Annotated in this window: 14 protein-coding genes; 10 read left to right on the forward strand and 4 right to left on the reverse strand. The window is 35.8% G+C overall.

Annotated elements, in window-relative coordinates:
- Nucleotides 1–148: 148 nt before the first annotated feature.
- Together VB248_RS22350 and VB248_RS22355 are read right to left on the reverse strand one after the other, a co-directional pair.
- Nucleotides 149–1,219, reverse strand: a complete 1,071-nt coding sequence (locus VB248_RS22350; protein ID WP_323299068.1) for a glycoside hydrolase family 2 TIM barrel-domain containing protein — start codon at nucleotides 1,217–1,219, stop codon at nucleotides 149–151.
- A 33-nt stretch (nucleotides 1,220–1,252) separates the two neighbouring features.
- Nucleotides 1,253–2,293 (reverse strand): glycoside hydrolase family 43 protein, encoded by a 1,041-nt coding sequence (locus tag VB248_RS22355; RefSeq protein WP_323299069.1) that lies wholly within the window; start codon nucleotides 2,291–2,293, stop codon nucleotides 1,253–1,255.
- 376 nt (nucleotides 2,294–2,669) lie between these two features.
- On the opposite strand from VB248_RS22355, the gene VB248_RS22360 reads away from it, so the two are divergent.
- Nucleotides 2,670–3,626, forward strand: a complete 957-nt coding sequence (locus VB248_RS22360) for a site-specific integrase (protein WP_323299070.1) — start codon at nucleotides 2,670–2,672, stop codon at nucleotides 3,624–3,626.
- Here the strand turns inward: VB248_RS22360 and VB248_RS22365 are convergent.
- The gene (locus tag VB248_RS22365; protein WP_323299071.1) at nucleotides 3,607–4,812 is read right to left on the reverse strand and encodes an ATP-binding protein; all 1,206 of its coding nucleotides are present in this window, start codon (nucleotides 4,810–4,812) and stop codon (nucleotides 3,607–3,609) included. The genes VB248_RS22360 and VB248_RS22365 overlap by 20 nt on opposite strands.
- A gap of 197 nt (nucleotides 4,813–5,009) precedes the next feature.
- Here VB248_RS22365 and VB248_RS22370 point away from each other — a divergent pair, with 197 nt between their 5' ends.
- Nucleotides 5,010–7,292 carry a GH92 family glycosyl hydrolase gene (locus VB248_RS22370; protein ID WP_407652921.1) on the forward strand — a complete coding sequence of 761 codons (2,283 nt, stop codon included), beginning with the start codon at nucleotides 5,010–5,012 and terminating at the stop codon, nucleotides 7,290–7,292.
- Between the two features lie 45 nt (nucleotides 7,293–7,337).
- Here VB248_RS22370 and VB248_RS22375 read toward each other — a convergent pair whose 3' ends face one another.
- The gene (locus VB248_RS22375; protein WP_323299072.1) at nucleotides 7,338–8,810 is read right to left on the reverse strand and encodes an aldehyde dehydrogenase family protein; all 1,473 of its coding nucleotides are present in this window, start codon (nucleotides 8,808–8,810) and stop codon (nucleotides 7,338–7,340) included.
- Nucleotides 8,811–9,284: 474 nt separating this feature from the next.
- On the opposite strand from VB248_RS22375, the gene VB248_RS22380 reads away from it, so the two are divergent.
- From VB248_RS22380 to VB248_RS22415, 8 genes are all read left to right on the forward strand, one after another.
- Nucleotides 9,285–9,668 (forward strand): response regulator transcription factor, encoded by a 384-nt coding sequence (locus tag VB248_RS22380; protein WP_323299073.1) that lies wholly within the window; start codon nucleotides 9,285–9,287, stop codon nucleotides 9,666–9,668.
- Nucleotides 9,669–9,780: 112 nt separating this feature from the next.
- Nucleotides 9,781–10,971, forward strand: a complete 1,191-nt coding sequence (locus VB248_RS22385; RefSeq protein ID WP_323299074.1) for a sugar transferase — start codon at nucleotides 9,781–9,783, stop codon at nucleotides 10,969–10,971.
- 73 nt (nucleotides 10,972–11,044) lie between these two features.
- Nucleotides 11,045–12,253 carry a glycosyltransferase family 2 protein gene (locus VB248_RS22390; RefSeq protein WP_323299075.1) on the forward strand — a complete coding sequence of 403 codons (1,209 nt, stop codon included), beginning with the start codon at nucleotides 11,045–11,047 and terminating at the stop codon, nucleotides 12,251–12,253.
- Nucleotides 12,254–12,380: 127 nt separating this feature from the next.
- The gene (locus tag VB248_RS22395; protein ID WP_323299076.1) at nucleotides 12,381–13,238 is read left to right on the forward strand and encodes a glycosyltransferase family 2 protein; all 858 of its coding nucleotides are present in this window, start codon (nucleotides 12,381–12,383) and stop codon (nucleotides 13,236–13,238) included.
- A 115-nt stretch (nucleotides 13,239–13,353) separates the two neighbouring features.
- The gene (locus tag VB248_RS22400; RefSeq protein WP_323299077.1) at nucleotides 13,354–13,971 is read left to right on the forward strand and encodes an acyltransferase; all 618 of its coding nucleotides are present in this window, start codon (nucleotides 13,354–13,356) and stop codon (nucleotides 13,969–13,971) included.
- Nucleotides 13,972–14,109: 138 nt separating this feature from the next.
- On the forward strand, nucleotides 14,110–15,015 hold the full coding sequence (locus VB248_RS22405) for a glycosyltransferase family 2 protein (protein ID WP_323299078.1): 906 nt from the start codon (nucleotides 14,110–14,112) through the stop codon (nucleotides 15,013–15,015).
- A gap of 51 nt (nucleotides 15,016–15,066) precedes the next feature.
- Nucleotides 15,067–16,200, forward strand: coding sequence for a glycosyltransferase family 4 protein (locus tag VB248_RS22410; RefSeq protein ID WP_323299079.1), 1,134 nt, complete (start codon nucleotides 15,067–15,069; stop codon nucleotides 16,198–16,200).
- A 112-nt stretch (nucleotides 16,201–16,312) separates the two neighbouring features.
- Nucleotides 16,313–17,197: a glycosyltransferase family 8 protein gene (locus VB248_RS22415; protein ID WP_323299080.1), complete on the forward strand. Its 885-nt coding sequence runs from the start codon at nucleotides 16,313–16,315 to the stop codon at nucleotides 17,195–17,197.
- The last annotated feature ends 121 nt before the right edge of the window (nucleotides 17,198–17,318 follow it).

The following is a 17,318-nucleotide window of genomic DNA, read 5'->3' on the forward strand; positions in this document are numbered from 1 at the left end:
GTAGATGTGCCTTGGGCATAATAAAACCTCCTGTTTTTTGTGTTTGTCGTAATTCACAAAATAAACAAGGAGGTTTTTATTTGTCAAGTCATACCCAAAATTCGGGATGACTCATGTTTTTAACACAAATTTAAGCGGATTGGGCTTTTTACTTCTTGCCTGTTAAATCTTTAATAACTTTCACCTCGTCTTGTTTGTAAGGTGTTCCATCTGGTCTGAAAATATCATGAAACCACAATTCTGGCTCTTTTCCATCGGGCATTGGCTTGTCCCAAGCATAAATCGTGTTGGTTTTTCCTGCTACTAAACCCCAGTTATAAGCCGCAATGTTTTCTTTTTTCAACATTGGCATAATGGTACTAAACAAACTGTTTCTACTTCTTGCCATATACTCTGTACAAATCAAAGGGCGTTGAGAAAGTGTTCTGAGTTTAGCAATATCTTGACGGTGATTTTCGGCATCACCATAATTATGATAAGTAGTTACGTCTGAATTTTTGATTTGGAATTCAGACAATTCTTTCAATTTCCAATCCCAAACGCCTGCTGAAAGTGGCTGACTTGGGTTTACTTGTCGTCCCCAAACGAATACTTTTTCTAATAAAGGCATACTACGATTGCCGTAGCCAGAATTGCCCGGTTCGTTGTATAAATCCCATAATACGATTCGCTTATCATTTTTAAAGCTTGTTAAAACATCTTTTACATAAGCTTCTAATTTTTCTATTACTTGTGGTTCTGTGAAAATTAATTCACCTGGGTCACGTACCCATCCTGAGTTATGAACGCCCGGTTTTGGAGCAGGCTGTTTTCCAAGGCTATAAGTAGGATTCCAACAGTCATCAAACAATACAAAAAGTGTAGAAATATGATGCTTGTCGGCTATTTTCAAGTACTGATTCACACGATTTTTAAAGCCTGCTGGGTCAACTTCCCAAGCTAAATGATGTAAATACACTCGCATTGAGTTCATTCCGATACTTTCGGCATAGCCCAATTCTCGGTCGATAGTCGCTGGGTCAAAACTTTCAGCTTGCCACATTTCTAATTGATTGATGGCAGTACTTGGAATAAAATCACTGCCTCGTAGCCAACCTTTGGTTTTGTACCAAGCATTTGCTTTTTCAACCGACCAGATTTCTCGTGGTGTTTGGGCAAAAATACTTTGTGACAATAAACTAAAAGCCACAAGGCTAAGTAATGTTTTGAAGATTTTCATAAGGTAAAAATTTATAATAAATAATTGAAATACTTATTCTGAAGGGATTTTTAAACTTTGGCTCTCTTTAACGGGCAAACCAAAATTGGGCGTTCCGTCAGAATTCCAAGTAAATTTCTGAGCTCTCGGCGAGCGAAAACCGCCACAACCTTGCCCTGCTTTTGAATTGGCATGGTACAAAATCCAATCTTCTTTGCCGTCGGGCGATTTAAAAAATGAATTATGACCGGGAGCGAAAACTCCATTTTCTGGCGATTGTTTGAAAACTGGTGTTGGTGATTTTTTCCAGCTATTCGGATTCATAATATCAGCATTTGCAGCGGCTGTCAGCATTCCTAAAGCGTAAAAATCTGTCCAACAACCACTTGCTGAATAAATGATAAATAATTTATCGCCATGTTTCAGAATCTGTGGGCCTTCGTTCACATTTACGTGTGGCAAATTCGGGTCGTTCAAATCGCCGTGTTTTTCCCAATCAAAATCTGACCCTGATAATTTTGCACGATTTCCTTCAATCGTCCACGGATTTGCCATCTTGGCGATATAAATATTCTGCTGTCCATTTTTATCACCTTCCCAACCCGACCAAATCATGAATAATTGTCCACGATGCTCAAACACGTCGCCATCAATTGCCCATTTATCAGCAGCGTCGGCAACTTTTCCTTTAAAAATCCACTCGCCTTTCATTGGGTCTGGCGAAGCATTTTCTAATACATACATTCGGTGATGATTGTTGTCGCCATCATCTGCGGCAAAGTACATATACCATTTGCCTTGAATAAAATGAATTTCAGGAGCCCACAATTCTTTAGAGTACATCGTTCCTTGTGGTGGTGTCCAGATGGTTTTACTTTCAGCCGTTTTTAGGTTAGCAATATTTTTGGTTTTCCAAAGTACCAATTTGTTTTGCGAAGTATGTGTGTAATAGTAGTAACCATCTTTATAAAAACTGTACGGGTCTGCTCCAGATGGTAATAAAGGATTATTGAAGAGTGCTTCTTGTGAATGCTGGGCACAACTTCCAAAAATAGAAACGACTGTACAGAGGAATAAAAAGATTATTTTTTTCATAGACGATGATTTTGATAACAGAAAATGGCTTTATCGCTGGAACTCTTTTACAAAACTTGCCCAGAGGAGATTGAAATACTTATCAAAAAGTATTTTGCAAAATTCATTATTTAAGTATTTCGATAAATAATGTGACAAAGTGAAGAAATTTTTCTTGATTTTACTTTTCAAAAGTTATTCAAAATGTCTCAATTCATATTCTAAGATTACTTGAGGCGTACTTATTCAAAAAATTTGGCATTAGAACGTTCAAGTAAAATTTTAAAACAAACTCATCAGTTTCTATTTTAGAGAAGGAAAGTATTTTATTTAGTTCCGATAATATTTAATTATCAGAACTAAAGTATATTTGCTGGCAATTCAATAAAATTGAGTCATGCAAGAAATTTCTTCCAACATATCGTCTCAGGCTTTGGCAAATGTTCAGACACTTGCCGAAAAAGTAAATGCCTACGGACGCAAAGGTTTGGAAGGTGCGATAAATACACAAAGAGCGTATCGAGCAGATTTAAAACATTTCAATACTTGGTGCGAAAGTCAGCAAATAAGTATAATGCCCGCTTCGGCAAGTACACTTTCGGCTTATGCGGCACATTTGGCAGACACGCATAAATGGGCAAGTATCAATCGTCGTTTCGCCGCCATCAAAAAACTACACGAACTCAACGATGTAACACTTCCCACACAAGACCGACAATTTCGTGCCGTGATGGAAGGCATCAAAAGAGTAAAAGGCATTCGACAACAACAAGCTCCAGCTTTTAATATCAAAGAAATCAAAAACGTATTGCGTGCCATTGAAAGTAATACCAATACTTCATTGAGAAATAAAGCCATTTTATTATTGGGTTTCACAGGTGCGTTTAGGCGTTCGGAATTGGTGGCTTTGAATATTGAAGATTTGACTTTTTCGGAAGAAGGACTCATCGTTTCGATGCAAAGCAGTAAAACCAATCAGTATGGCGACTGCGAAGAAAAAGCCATTTTTTACAGTCCAGAAACGGCACTTTGTCCAGTAAGAACTTTGCAAACTTGGATAAGTACTTTAGCAAGAGACACCGGGCCATTGTTTGTAAGAATCCGAAAAGGCGACCAACTGAGCCAAGAAAGACTGAGCGATAAAACAGTAAATGATTTAGTGAAAAAAAACTTAGGCGAAAAATACTCAGCTCATTCACTCAGAGCCTCATTCATCACCATCGCCAAACTCAACGGAGCAGACGACAGCGAAGTAATGCGACAAACCAAGCACAAAACTTCTGCCATGATTATCCGCTATACTCGTTTAGAAAACATCAAACAACACAATGCCGCTATGAAGTTGGGCTTGTAGGATTGTACTGAAAACATAATTCTAAATCTATTAAATGTTGAATAATTTCGGGAACATTACAAACCATCCATTGCGGTCGGAAATAGAAATTACCTCCTTCAGTCGTTACAATAAAATTATGTTGGGTTGCCAAATCATTAATGGCTTCTGTCGAACCTTTTTTTAATGAATTTGCCGTAGAAAGTTTGATTTCAATCGCCACAATCGGCTTTATTCCTCTCACTAAAACCAAGTCAATTTCCGCTCCGTTTGAGGTTCTATAAAAGTAAGGCACAACATCGTCTTTTAGCTGTTTACAGACTTGCTCTATCACATAGCCTTCCCAAGAATTGCCAATCAAATGGTTTTCGACAAGTGATTCATAAGAAGATAAATTCAACAAATAATGTAAATTTCCTGTATCTCTAAAATAAATCTTGGGTGATTTTATCAATCTTTTTGAAATATTTACTGACCACGGAGCAAGGCTTCGTATCAAAAAAGATTGCTCTAAAAGATTTAAGTACTTCTTTAATTTTCTTTGTTCAATTTGCAGTGAATTCGACAAACTCGAAACATTCAGCAACGAACCATGAAGACTTGCCAACATTCTAAGCAAACGCTGTAAAACAATTGGGTTTTCAGCAACTCCCAGCAAGGCTAAATCTCTTTCGGCATAGCTTTTAATATAATTTTGTTGCCAAGCCCACCAAAATTTATCTTCTGGTGCTAAAATAGCATCAGGAAAGCCACCTCTGAACCAACTAACCTTTTGATTTATACCCATTTGCTTTACTTCTGATAAAGCTAATGTTGAAAGTTCTTGAAAAGCGATTCTGCCTGCAAGTGTTTCTTGACTGGTGGCTAAAAATTCAGGCGAAGCAGAACCCAACAAAATAAAACGACCTGCTACTCGATACTCGTCAATTAAAGACCTCAATAAAGGAAACAAAGGAAGCATCAATTGTACTTCATCAATAATAACCGTTTTGTCTTTAAATTGACTAAAAAACCAAACAGGTTGAGCTTGGATTTGCTCGTAAGTTTGTGGATTTTCTAAATCAAAATAAATACTTTCTTTAGGAGTCGACTGCATCAGTAGTTTCGCTAAAGTAGTTTTTCCGACTTGTCTTGGCCCAACAATGCCAAGGACAGGAAAAAACCGAAGGTATTCTATTAGTTGCTGAGTAAGGAATCGTGAAATCATTTGTTTTTTCATGTAATTTATACAATAAATGTAAAATTTACATGAAAAATATATAATTATTTTCCTTCTTGAACATTATAAATGAGCAAATTCTTCCTTTTAAGCATACAAAAACATCGTCCTTTATTCTTTGCTTAAACGTATAACAAAGAATAGAAAGCAGCCTTGAATACACTAATTTTAACAAATTATCCAACATAAAAAATATTATAATGCTTAAAAGAATCTATCTCTGCTTATTCTTGATTAGTACTCATTTTGTCTCATTAAGTCAGTCAAATCCTGTTGATTTAGTGAATACTTTGATGGGAACTGCCTCAAAACCAAGCCTATCCACAGGCAATACTTATCCAGCCATTGCACTTCCTTGGGGAATGAATTTCTGGATGCCACAAACTGGCAAAATGGGCGACGGCTGGGCTTATACTTATGATGCCGACAAAATCAGAGGCTTTAAACAAACTCACCAACCAAGTCCGTGGATTAATGATTACGGTCAGTTCGTCATTATGCCAACTACTGGTAAAAAAGTTTTTAAAGAAGACGACCGTGCAAGTTGGTTTTCGCACAAAGCCGAAGTAGCCAAACCGCATTATTACAGCGTTTACTTAGCCGACCACGACGTTACCACTGAAATCACGCCCACAGAAAGAGCCGCAGTTTTGCGTTTTACTTTCCCAAAAACCGATAAAGCTCACATTGTAATTGATGCTTTAGACAAAGGTTCTTATATCAAAATCATTCCAAACGAAAGAAAAATCATTGGTTATACCACCAAAAATTCTGGCGGTGTTCCTGATAATTTCAAGAATTATTTCGTGATTCAATTCGATAAAGCTTTCGCCAATACAAGTACTTGGAATGGCAAAGAATTGTCGGATAATGTACTGGAAATCAAAGAAAACCATACAGGTGCAGTAATTGATTTTGCTACTGAAAAAGGCGAAAAAGTACATGCAAAAGTAGCTTCTTCTTTCATTAGTTTTGAACAAGCTGAAATCAATTTGAAAGAAATTGGACAAGACAATTTCGACCAAGTAAAAGCAAAAGCTGAAAAAATTTGGAATACTTCTTTAAATCGTTTGAAAGTAGAAGGCGGCAGCGACCAGCAAACTCGTACTTTTTACTCTTGTTTGTACCGCACAATGTTGTTTCCAAGAAAGTTTTATGAACTTGACAAACAAGGAAAAGTAGTACATTATAGCCCTTACAATGGCAAAGTATTGCCGGGATATATGTTTACAGACAATGGTTTTTGGGATACTTTCAGAGCCGTTTTCCCTTTCTTCAATTTGATGTTCCCTTCGCTGAACGCACAAATTATGCAAGGTTTAGCCAATACTTATGACGAAAGTGGTTTCTTACCAGAATGGGCAAGTCCGGGCCACCGTGACTGTATGGTAGGTTCAAATTCAGCATCAATTATTGCCGACGCTTATCTGAAAGGAGGCAAAGGTTTTGACATCTACAAACTGTATCAAGCTTTAGTGAAAAACAGTGAAAACGAAGGCCCTTTAAGTTCTGTCGGAAGGTTGGGTGTAAAGTATTATAATCAATTAGGTTATGTTCCTTACGATGTAAAAATTAATGAAAATGCTGCCAGAACTTTAGAGTACGCTTATGACGATTTCTGTATTTCTGAGTTGGCGAAAGCCCTAAAACGCCCACAGGAAGAAATTGACCGATTTGCTAAACGTTCACAAAACTATAAAAACCTATTTGACCCAAGTACTAAATTGATGCGTGGGAAAAATCAAGATGGTACTTTCCAAACGCCTTTCAATCCTTTTAAATGGGGCGATGCTTTTACAGAAGGTAATAGCTGGCATTATACTTGGAGCGTTTTTCATGACATCAACGGTCTTTCTAATTTGATGGGTGGAAGTAAAGGTTTTAGCAAAATGTTGGATTCTGTTTTTGTAGTTCCTCCTGTTTTTGATGATTCTTATTATGGTTTTGTCATTCACGAAATTCGTGAAATGCAAATTATGAACATGGGAAATTACGCTCACGGAAACCAACCAATTCAGCACATGATTTACTTGTATAATTATGCTGGCGAGCCTTGGAAAACCCAATATTGGATTAGAGAAGTAATGAATAAAATGTATCAGCCAACCCCAGATGGCTATTGTGGCGACGAAGATAATGGGCAAACTTCGGCTTGGTATGTATTCTCGGCTTTGGGTTTTTACCCTGTAACACCTGCCACAGACCAGTACGTTTTAGGTACTCCGTTGTTTAAAAAAGTAACCTTATCGCTTGAAAATGGCAAGAAAATAACGATAAATGCCCCAGAAAATAACGAGCAAAACAAGTATATCCAAAGTGTAAAATTCAATGGAGCAAGCTACTCGAAAAACTGGTTGAGTCATAAAAAACTAACAGAAGGAGCAACAATTGACTTCAAAATGTCCATTTCTCCTAACAAACAAAGAGGGGTAAATCCTGCTGATTTCCCTTTCTCTTTTTCAAAGTAAATATTAGAAAAGTCCCAAATTCAGTAATTGAATTTGGGACTTTTTTTAGAAGTATTTTATCGTAAGATTGATTAATTTTTGCTTAAAATCAGTGTAAGGTGGCGTAAGCAAATCGCCCGAACTAAAAGGAAACCATTGTTTCAGAATAGCTTTGGCGTTTGAAAACTCTTCAAAACCATATCGTCCATGGCTTTTTCCAATGCCACTGTTATTTGAACCGCCAAACGGTAAATTATTATTTAAAAAATGTAAAGTATTGTGATTCACCACCGTAGCTCCTGCTCGTGTTTGGTTGATGATTGTATTCACAAACCTTTGATTATTACTAAAAACATACAAAGCCAAAGGTTTTTCATGAGCTTGAATATGTTGAAGTACTTCGCCGATAAGCTGAAACGAAATGACAGGCAGTATCGGACCAAAGATTTCTTCTTGCATTAAACTACTTTCCAAGCTGACATTCGATAAAACTGTCGGTGAAATAAAACGTTGACTTTCATCCATTTCTCCACCCAATTCCACTACTGCACCAGATGATGTCGCTTCATCAATATAGCGTTTCAAACGATTAAAATGATTTTTATTGACAATCCGATTATAGTCCGCAGATTGTTCTGGAGTATTTCCATAAAACAGCCTGACTTGTTCTTTGAAAAGTTTTAGAAATTCATCTTTCACGTTCTCTTGAATATACAAGTAATCTGGAGCAATACAGATTTGCCCATTATTCAAGAATTTGGCCCAAGCAATGCGTTTAGCAGCTTTGGCTAAATCGGCAGTTTCATCCACGATGACGGGCGATTTTCCTCCTAATTCTAAGGTAACCGAACAAAGATTTTCGGCAGCAGCTTTCATTACTTTTTTACCTAATGATGGACTTCCCGTAAAGAAAATATGATTGAACGGAAGTTTTGTGAGGTATTCAGCCACCTCAGCATTGCCTTCAAAAATGGCAACTTCATTGTCTGGAAAAACCTCAGCAATCATTTTTTTCATCAAAGAAGCTGAATTTGGTGTATTTTCAGAAGGTTTGATAATCACACAATTGCCTGCTGCAATGGCTGAAATCAAAGGAGCAAAAGTTAAATTAAAGGGAAAATTCCAAGGAGAAATAATAAGAACAACGCCTTTTGGCTCAAAATGAATATATGAAGAAGTTCCCCATTGCGTAATCGGACTTGGTACATATTGGGGTTTCATCCAAGATTTCAAATGTTTGATGGTATGTTTTAGCTCGCCAGTGATGGCATAAATTTCGGTAATATCAACCTCAGCAGGAGCTTTCCGAAAGTCTTGATAAAGGGCTTCTTGAATACTTTTTTGATAAGCCAAAATCGTTTTCAGCAACTTTTCTAACTTAGCGATTCGCTCTGAAACACTTGATTTTCCAATATCGTATTGCGACTGTAATTGTCTTTCAAAGGTTTTTTTAATAGATTGCTTCCACAATTCGCTTGTGAGAGTTGATGAAGAAAAGTCATTCATGGCATCGTTTGATTTTAAACTGTTGATTCTCAAAAAAGTACTATTTTATAAACACAACAAAAAGTAGATACCAATGTATTTTTATTTCTAAAAATTATATTGTATATAAAAAAAATATAAAATTTCGTATAATGTCATTAAAATAATAAAAAAAATAGATATTTTCATAAACTATTTCAGATTAAATCTCTATCGCTCTAATATTGACGCAAACTGCCTATTCTAAAGATTGTTTTGTCATAAAAGCGAAAAAAATGATTTCAACCCCCAAAAAAGTTGTTTGGCAAGGTAATTGATATTAACTTTAAGAGAGTATTAGTAAAGAATTATCCAAGGAAAGTCCCTTCTTTAATTTTTTCATATCTTTTATTCTCCTATTGATTTCAAATTTATTACTATTGTATTATCATTAACTTGTCAATCTTTTATTGAAAGAAGAACATATTATCTAAATCTGTTAAGATATATGATTCTAAATCACTAACTAAAAATCAATATCTAAAAATAATGAACAGCGGTAAATTAAAACTTCTAATCGTTGATGATGAAGCAAGCACAAGAAAGGTATTAGAGCATTTCTTGAATAAAGAATTTGATGTGACAGTCAAAAATGATGGAATGGAAGGAATGAATTGGTTAGATGCAGGTAACGATACCGATTTTATCATTGCTGACCTAAATATGCCCAACTTGGATGGTAAGGAGTTTGTCAAAGTTGTAAGAGCAAGTAATTTATTCAGTAATGTTCCGATAATTATTCTTTCAGGTACAGACGAAAGCAAGGAAAGAATCGAATGCCTCAATCTTGGTGCAGATGATTTTATGCTAAAGCCCTTCAACCCCATGGAAGTACACGCAAAAATTAAAGCCATTTTGCGTAGAGTAAAGTAACATCAATGAGGATTGATAGACTTACTCATTCTCTTATGATACTATTTTTCCAACTATCATATCTTTTTATTGTAGTGTAAGTCAGATATAGAGTTATTAAAATCACTGATATATGAGTAGTATTCCGCAGACTATGTCATCGCAAAAAGATGATTTTCCTATCAAAGTAATTCTGGTTGAAAATGAAGATTTTGTGGTCGTGAATTTTTTGAAAAAATTTGGACAAAAGCTTCATATCAAAGTTTTCAACAATTCGGATGAATGTCTTCGATTTGTGAAAAATACATATCCCCCAGATGCTATTATTATTGGGAGAAACTTGGGTGGAATCAAGTTTTTGGATACAATCAGAAATGAAAGTTGGACCAAAAGCCTTCCAGTAATTATCACCAGCGATGTAGTAACCCCCGGCTTGATAAAAGAAGTAATCGAAAAAAAGGGCGACGATATTTATCCAAAAGACTTTAGTACTGGCGATTTAGTAACTCGCTTAGAGTACTTCGTGAAGCGTCGTCACTATGTAGCAACTCAGCAAGCAAAAACAAATATGTTGGAGGTGAAAATCCCATTCTGGAAACGTTTCATTGATGTTACCAGCACTGGTTTTGCCATATTGTTACTTTCGCCACTACTTTTAATTGTTGCTATCTTAATCAAGTTAGATTCAAAAGGCCCGATTGTTTATAAATCAAAACGTGTTGGTGCTGGTTATAAAATCTTTGAGATTTATAAATTCAGAACTATGCGTACTGACGCCGACCAGTTGATTAAAAACATGGAGTCGTTGAATATGTACACCAAAGGAACTACTGAGAAAAAAGTAGATGGACTTTGTGAGGAATGTACTTTAGTAGGTTCATGCCAGCAAAAGCTATATCTTGATGGCGAAGAAACTTGTGAAAAGGTATATTTGAACAAGAAAAAAGAAAAAGTTGCCTTTATGAAATTCCAAAACGACCCACGTATTACCAAATTGGGCCGTTTCTTGAGAAACAGTAGTATCGACGAACTTCCACAGTTGTTTAATATCTTCTTAGGCGATATGTCGCTCATTGGTAATAGACCTTTGCCATTGTATGAAGCAGAGAAACTAACAACCGACGATTATATCGAACGCTTTGCTGGTCCGGGCGGACTTACTGGTCTTTGGCAAGTAACCAAAAGAGGCAAAGGCAAAAAAGATATGACCGAACAAGAAAGAATTGAACTTGATATTGAATATGCTCGTAATTTCTCTTTCAAGTATGATTTAAAGATTTTCTTTATGACATTCCCTGCACTTTTACAGTCGGAGAACGTTTAAAAAATCTCAACCCTGATTTAGCGAAATACTCATCAACCAAGATGAGTATTTCGTAAAACATACCACTATCACTATGAAACTATTCTTTGAGCTATTCTTTTGGATTTGTATAGGATTGGTTGTCTATACTTATGTAGGATACGGATTTGTCGCTTGGTTTTTTGTTAAAATCAGAAAAGCATTAGGACTTACCTTCAAAAAATACAATGACCCAACATTTCTTCCAGTAGTAACTTTGGTTGTACCAGCCTACAACGAAATGTCTTGTATTGAAGCCAAAGTAATCAATACTTTTGGTTTAGATTACCCTTCCGATAAATTTGAAGTACTCTTCGTAACCGAAGGCTCAAATGATGGTACATCCGAGTACATAGCTTCTCTTCAAGATAAATATCCCAACCTCAGAATGATTGCTGGTGATACTCGCCGAGGTAAAATTGAAGCGATGAATATGGCTATGAAAACCATTCATACGCCCATCGTAATTTTTACGGATGCCAACACAACACTTAATCAATTGGTAATAAAAAATATCGTAAGACATTTTCAAGACCCAAAAGTTGGTGCAGTAGCAGGCGAAAAACGCATCCAAACAGAAGGTTCGGAAGCTGCCGCAGGTGCTGGCGAAGGTTTGTATTGGAAATATGAGTCTTTCCTAAAAAAATTAGATACCGAACTTTATTCTGTGGTAGGGGCTGCTGGCGAGCTTTTCGCTGTAAGAACAGACCTCTTTGAACACGTAGAAAAAGACACTCTTCTCGACGATTTTATTATTTCTCTCCGCATTGCAGCTAATGGTTTCAGAGTAATCTACGAACCCGATGCTTATGCCAGCGAGAGACCTTCATTCTCTATTCAAGACGAAATGAAAAGAAAAATCAGAATTGCAGCCGGTGGTTTCCAAGCCATTGCTCGTCTGGGTTTTCTTTGGAATATTTTTCGTTATGGACTACTTTCATTTCAGTATGTTTCTCATAGAGCCATGCGTTGGGCCGTAGCTCCTTTTTGCCTTCCTCTTTTAGTAATTATTAATGCTATTTTACTTTTTACAGGTTCAGAACTGATAGACATTTTTAGCTATCATATTTTGATGATTGCTCAGATAGCTTTTTATGCTTTAGCTTTAGTTGGTTATTATCTTGAAAATAAGAAGATTAGAGTAAAAATACTATTTGTGCCTTTCTACTTTTCTTTTATGAATTATTGTGCCATCAAAGGATATTTAAGATACAGAAATGGCTTAACATCTGGCATCTGGGAAAAAGTAAAACGTGCGGAATAAATAGCGACTGTCATATAATCCTCTGATAAATATCAAATAATTTATCAATCTATATTATAATTTTCAGTCATTAATTTTTCGTAGAAGTATATCTGTAAAAATTATCATTCCATAAATTGAAAAGACCATGATTAATTTTTCCTTACCAACTTGGGTAAAGCAAATACTAAGCAAACCACTCAGAATCAGCGAGTACTCGCCCGAAGAAGTTGAAGAATTAAAGAAAAAGCTATCTATTTTTTCTAATGAAAACCCTGTGGTAAGTGTGGTTATTCCAGCTTGGAATGAAGAAGAAGGCATTTTACATACACTCATTTCGCTTGCCAATACCAATACAAAATATCCAGTTGAATTATTGGTAATTGATAATAATTCAACTGATGGAACGGCGGCTTTACTTCATAAACTTGGGGTAAAAACTATTTTAGAAACCAAACAAGGCGTTGGTCATGCCCGAACAAATGGCTTGCACAATGCTAAAGGTAAATATATTCTTACGGGCGACAGCGATACTTTATATCCAGCAGGTTGGATTACTGCAATGACCGATACTTTGGTTAATGGAGCGAATATTCCTGTCTATTGTGTACATGGAAGTTATTCATTTTTGCCCGCTCCGAATACCCCTCGTTGGCAGTATGGTTTGTATGAAGTAATGAGTAGTTACGTAATCAAGAAAAAAGAAAAAACACAACCTTTCCTAAACGTTTTAGGCTACAACAGTGGCTTTATTCGTCAAAAAGGAATTGATGTAAACGGATACGATATAGCCGTACAAAGAACTTTTCGTGGTATTGCAGGTGACGACGCAGGTCATGCCGCAGAAGATGGAATGATGGCTTTACGCCTACAAGAAGCAGGTGGAAAAATCGCTGCTGTTGATGGCGACGATGGCAGAGTTTGGACAAGCGACCGCAGAATTCAAATTGATGGCGGACTGAAAAAAGCATTAATATTTCGTTTGAAAAAGTATCTTTTTAAATAATATTTCAAACATAAATTGTCTAAGTAAAATAAACGATGCTATTATCTGAGCTTATGTATTGAATATCGGTGCTTAAAATTCATAATTCATCACTCTTAATTCATAAATCATACTTATGTCAATCGTCCAAACCATAAAATCCAGTCCAGCTTTAAAAAAGTTTGTTCATTGGTGCTTGATTCCAAAGTATCAGGCTCGTCCAAGACTTTGGGTAAAATGGTTTATCAATCCATTTTTTCATAAAAAAGGAAAAGGGTCTGTCATTTGCCGAAGAACAAGAGTAGATGTTTTGCCTTTTCAACCATTTAGTTTAGGCGATTTCAGTACTGTTGAAGATTTTGCCACTATCAACAATGGTGTTGGCCCTGTGCATATTGGGAATAATTCAAGAGTAGGTATTGGCAATGTAATTATCGGCCCTGTTACGGTCGGCAATAATGTAATTTTTGCCCAAAATATCGTAATGAGTGGTTTAAACCATGTTTATACAGATGTTACTTTACCCATTCATTTACAGCCAGTTACAACGGCAACAATTACAATTGAAGATGATTGTTGGATTGGAGCAAATGCCGTTATTACTGCAGGAGTAACTATCGGAAAACATAGTGTAATTGCAGGAGGAGCAGTCGTCACAAAAAATATTCCGCCTTTCAGCGTTGCAGTCGGAAATCCAGCCAGAGTAATCAAGCAATATAATCCAGCTTCTGGCGAATGGGAAAAAGTAAGTTGAAAAATTGGTTTTAACATTTTGCTTTAAGCCTTCTGCCTAAAGCAAGTGAAATTCAAACGATATTTGTATTTGTTATAAATACCTGATAATTAGAAACTTAAAAATACTAATTAGCAATCACTACCTAATACTGAGCTTATGACAAAGAATTTACCTAAAGTTTCTATCATCACCATTAACTTTAACGGTACTGCCGTTACGGCTGATTTGTTGCGTTCTTTAGAAAAAATCACTTATCCTTCCATCGAAGTAATTGTAGTTGATAATAGCAATAAAGAATTAGGCCATCAACTTCCCATAGATTTTCCTTGGATTAAGTACATCGAAACTGGCGAAAATTTAGGTTTTGCAGGTGGCAACAATCGAGGTATTGAAGCAGCTACGGGCGAATATCTTTTTTTACTCAACAACGATACAGAAGTTGACCCTGGCTTTTTAGAACCTCTGATTGCAAGGTTTGAAACTGACCCAAAGATTGGAGTCGTTTGCCCAAAAATTTTATACTTCGACGAGCCTGATACCATTCAATTTGCAGGCTTTTCTCCTATCAATCCCATCACAGGAAGAGGCTTTTCAATTGGATATTTAGAAAAAGATAAAGGTCAGCACGACAAAGCGATGCCAACCTCTCGGGCTCACGGAGCAGCGATGCTGTTTTCAAGAAAAGCCTTCGATAAAGTTGGTTTTATGGCTGTTTTATTCTTTTTGTATTATGAAGAAATGGATTACTGTGAAAGATTTGTAAGAGCAGGTTATTCAATTTGGTACGAACCAGCCAGTAGAATTTGGCATAAAGAATCGATCAGTACTGGTAAAGGTTCAACCCTGAAAACTTACTATTACAGCCGAAATCGCTTACTTTATTTAAGAAGAAATACTTTCGGTCCACAGCGAATATTGATGTATTTGTATTACTTTTCGATAGCCGTTCCTAAAAACTTATTGGGTTATATCACAAAAGGAGACTGGGAACACCTAAAGGCGTTCTGGAAAGGCTTAATTTGGAATTTTAGTAATTCTTCAAAAGACATTTACGATAAATAAGTAGCACGGAATTCCATTCCGTAAAACAAAAATCAAAAAATCATTAGGCAAATGCGAATAGGAATAGAAGCTCAACGAATTTTTCGTAAAAAAAAACATGGAATGGACATCGTTGTTCTTGAAGTACTCAAAGAACTTCAAAAGATGAACACTTCTGATGAATACTTCGTTTACGCTCAGCCAGACGACGATATGAAGGCACTTCAAGCAAGTGCAAACATGAATTTGAATATTACCAAAGCCGCTTCATATCCAGTTTGGGAGCAAAGTATTCTTCCAAAAGCTTATAAATCAGACAAGGTAGATCTTTTACACTGCACAAGTAATACAGCTCCAATTGCTACCAAAATTCCTTTAGTAGTAACCATTCATGATATTATTTATTTAGAAAAATGGATGATTACAGAAGGAACTTACTACCAACGCTTTGGTAATTTATACCGCCGTTGGAATGTTCCTAAAATCGCTCATAAAGCCGACATGATTATTACAGTAAGTGATTATGAAAGAGAGCGAATTATCGAAGGATTAAAAATTCCAGAAAAAAGAGTACGAACCGTTTATAATGCTTGTGGGAAACATTTTACCCCAACAAGCACACCTGAAGAACTGGCAGCATTCAAAGAAAAAATGAAACTGCCTGACCGTTTTGTACTGTTCTTAGGAAATACCGACCCTAAAAAAAATCTTCCAAATGTATTAAAAGCCTTGGGCATACTTCATAACCGTGGACAACTTGACTTTACTTTGGTAATGCCAGATTTTGGAAAAGAACATTTACTTTCAATTCTTGCCGCACAAAATAATGAGCATCTAATGGAAAGTATCATGCTCACGGGCTACATTCCTAACCAAGAATTACCTAATTTGTACCGTCTGGCTGAATTGTTTTTATATCCATCTTTAAGAGAAAGCTTTGGCATTCCCATTTTGGAAGCAATGAGTTGTGGTACTCCAGTAATAACAAGTAACACATCAGCCATGCCAGAAGTAGCAGGAAAAGATGCCATTTTAATAGACCCGACTCAACCTGAAGACATTGCAGAAACAATGTTATCCGTGCTAAATAATACAGAGCTGCGAGCAAAAACAATTGCTTATGGCATCGAAAGAGCAGCCCAGTTTTCATGGAAAAAAACGGCAAATCAAGTTTTAGATATTTATAGAGAAGTTCTCAATAGATAAGTTCATTGAGCATTACCTACTTAAAAATTGCTAAAAGGTAATAGAATTCAATGAAATGGCTACTGATTAAAAGGAATTGAAAATAAACGCTATTACAGTAAAAGCAAATACAATGAAGTCATTAAATATAGTTGTTGCCAGCGATAACCATTATATCATATTATTGGCAGCTCTCATCAAGTCGATTGAAACAAATCTTTCTAAAGGTCATACTATAACGGTTTATATTATTGAGGATAATGTTAGTGATGAAAATAAAGTAAAACTTCAAAAATCCATCAATACCAATATTACCTCGCTCATTTGGAAAGAAATGAATAGCGTAATACCAGAAGGAATGAAACTTCCCTTAGACAGAAGTTCATACCCTTTAAATATCTATATGCGTTTATTTATTCCTTACTTTATTCCAGAAGAAATAGAGAGAGTATTGTACTTAGATGTTGACATGATTGTTTTGAAAGATATTGCTACACTGTTTGAAAATGACCTTGAAAAATACGTGATTGCCGCTGTGTTAGACCCAAGAATTATTACTTTCGATAATAGTTGGGGAGGCGTTTTGAATTACAATGAATTAGGTTTAGCTCCAGATACACGTTATTTCAATACAGGTTTGCTCATTATGAATACAAAAAAATGGAGAGAACAATCTGTAACGGAAAAAATTATAGAATGTATCGACAACAATAAGAAATTTGCCAATTATCCAGACCAGTATGGGCTAAATGTTGTATTAGCAAATCAATGGCTTGAATTGAGCCCCCTTTGGAATCATTTTTCAACTTTGCCAGCGAATGAAACACCTTATTTGATACATTTCGTTGAAAGAAAACCGATTTACAAAGCGTACAATTATAGTGAAGAATTCAAAAAAATCTTTTATTCGTATCTAAAACAAACAGAATGGAAGAATTTTAAAGCAATTGGAGAATCACAGAGATACATTAAGAAAATTAAAAATATTCTCAATAAGTTTAAACCATCTTGGTTATAACCAAAAAAGGAGTACATTCTATAAGATGTACTCCTTTTTTTTGGTTTGGTTTGATATTTTCTTTTGACACAGATTGCGAGTTGTGTTAAAAACAAACAGCCGTTGATAGTTTATCTAACAA

The organism is Arcicella rigui, assembly GCF_034929435.1.
Lineage (GTDB): Bacteria > Bacteroidota > Bacteroidia > Cytophagales > Spirosomataceae > Arcicella > Arcicella rigui.

Excerpts from the sequence above, each read along its gene's own strand:
- VB248_RS22350 (WP_323299068.1), bottom strand. The coding sequence starts at position 1,219 with ATGAAAATCTTCAAAACATTACTTAGCCTTGTGGCTTTTAGTTTATTG.
- VB248_RS22355 (WP_323299069.1), bottom strand. The coding sequence starts at position 2,293 with ATGAAAAAAATAATCTTTTTATTCCTCTGTACAGTCGTTTCTATTTTT.
- VB248_RS22360 (WP_323299070.1), top strand. The coding sequence starts at position 2,670 with ATGCAAGAAATTTCTTCCAACATATCGTCTCAGGCTTTGGCAAATGTT.
- VB248_RS22365 (WP_323299071.1), bottom strand. The coding sequence starts at position 4,812 with ATGATTTCACGATTCCTTACTCAGCAACTAATAGAATACCTTCGGTTT.
- VB248_RS22380 (WP_323299073.1), top strand. The coding sequence starts at position 9,285 with ATGAACAGCGGTAAATTAAAACTTCTAATCGTTGATGATGAAGCAAGC.
- VB248_RS22385 (WP_323299074.1), top strand. The coding sequence starts at position 9,781 with ATGAGTAGTATTCCGCAGACTATGTCATCGCAAAAAGATGATTTTCCT.
- VB248_RS22390 (WP_323299075.1), top strand. The coding sequence starts at position 11,045 with ATGAAACTATTCTTTGAGCTATTCTTTTGGATTTGTATAGGATTGGTT.
- VB248_RS22395 (WP_323299076.1), top strand. The coding sequence starts at position 12,381 with ATGATTAATTTTTCCTTACCAACTTGGGTAAAGCAAATACTAAGCAAA.
- VB248_RS22400 (WP_323299077.1), top strand. The coding sequence starts at position 13,354 with ATGTCAATCGTCCAAACCATAAAATCCAGTCCAGCTTTAAAAAAGTTT.
- VB248_RS22405 (WP_323299078.1), top strand. The coding sequence starts at position 14,110 with ATGACAAAGAATTTACCTAAAGTTTCTATCATCACCATTAACTTTAAC.
- VB248_RS22410 (WP_323299079.1), top strand. The coding sequence starts at position 15,067 with ATGCGAATAGGAATAGAAGCTCAACGAATTTTTCGTAAAAAAAAACAT.
- VB248_RS22415 (WP_323299080.1), top strand. The coding sequence starts at position 16,313 with ATGAAGTCATTAAATATAGTTGTTGCCAGCGATAACCATTATATCATA.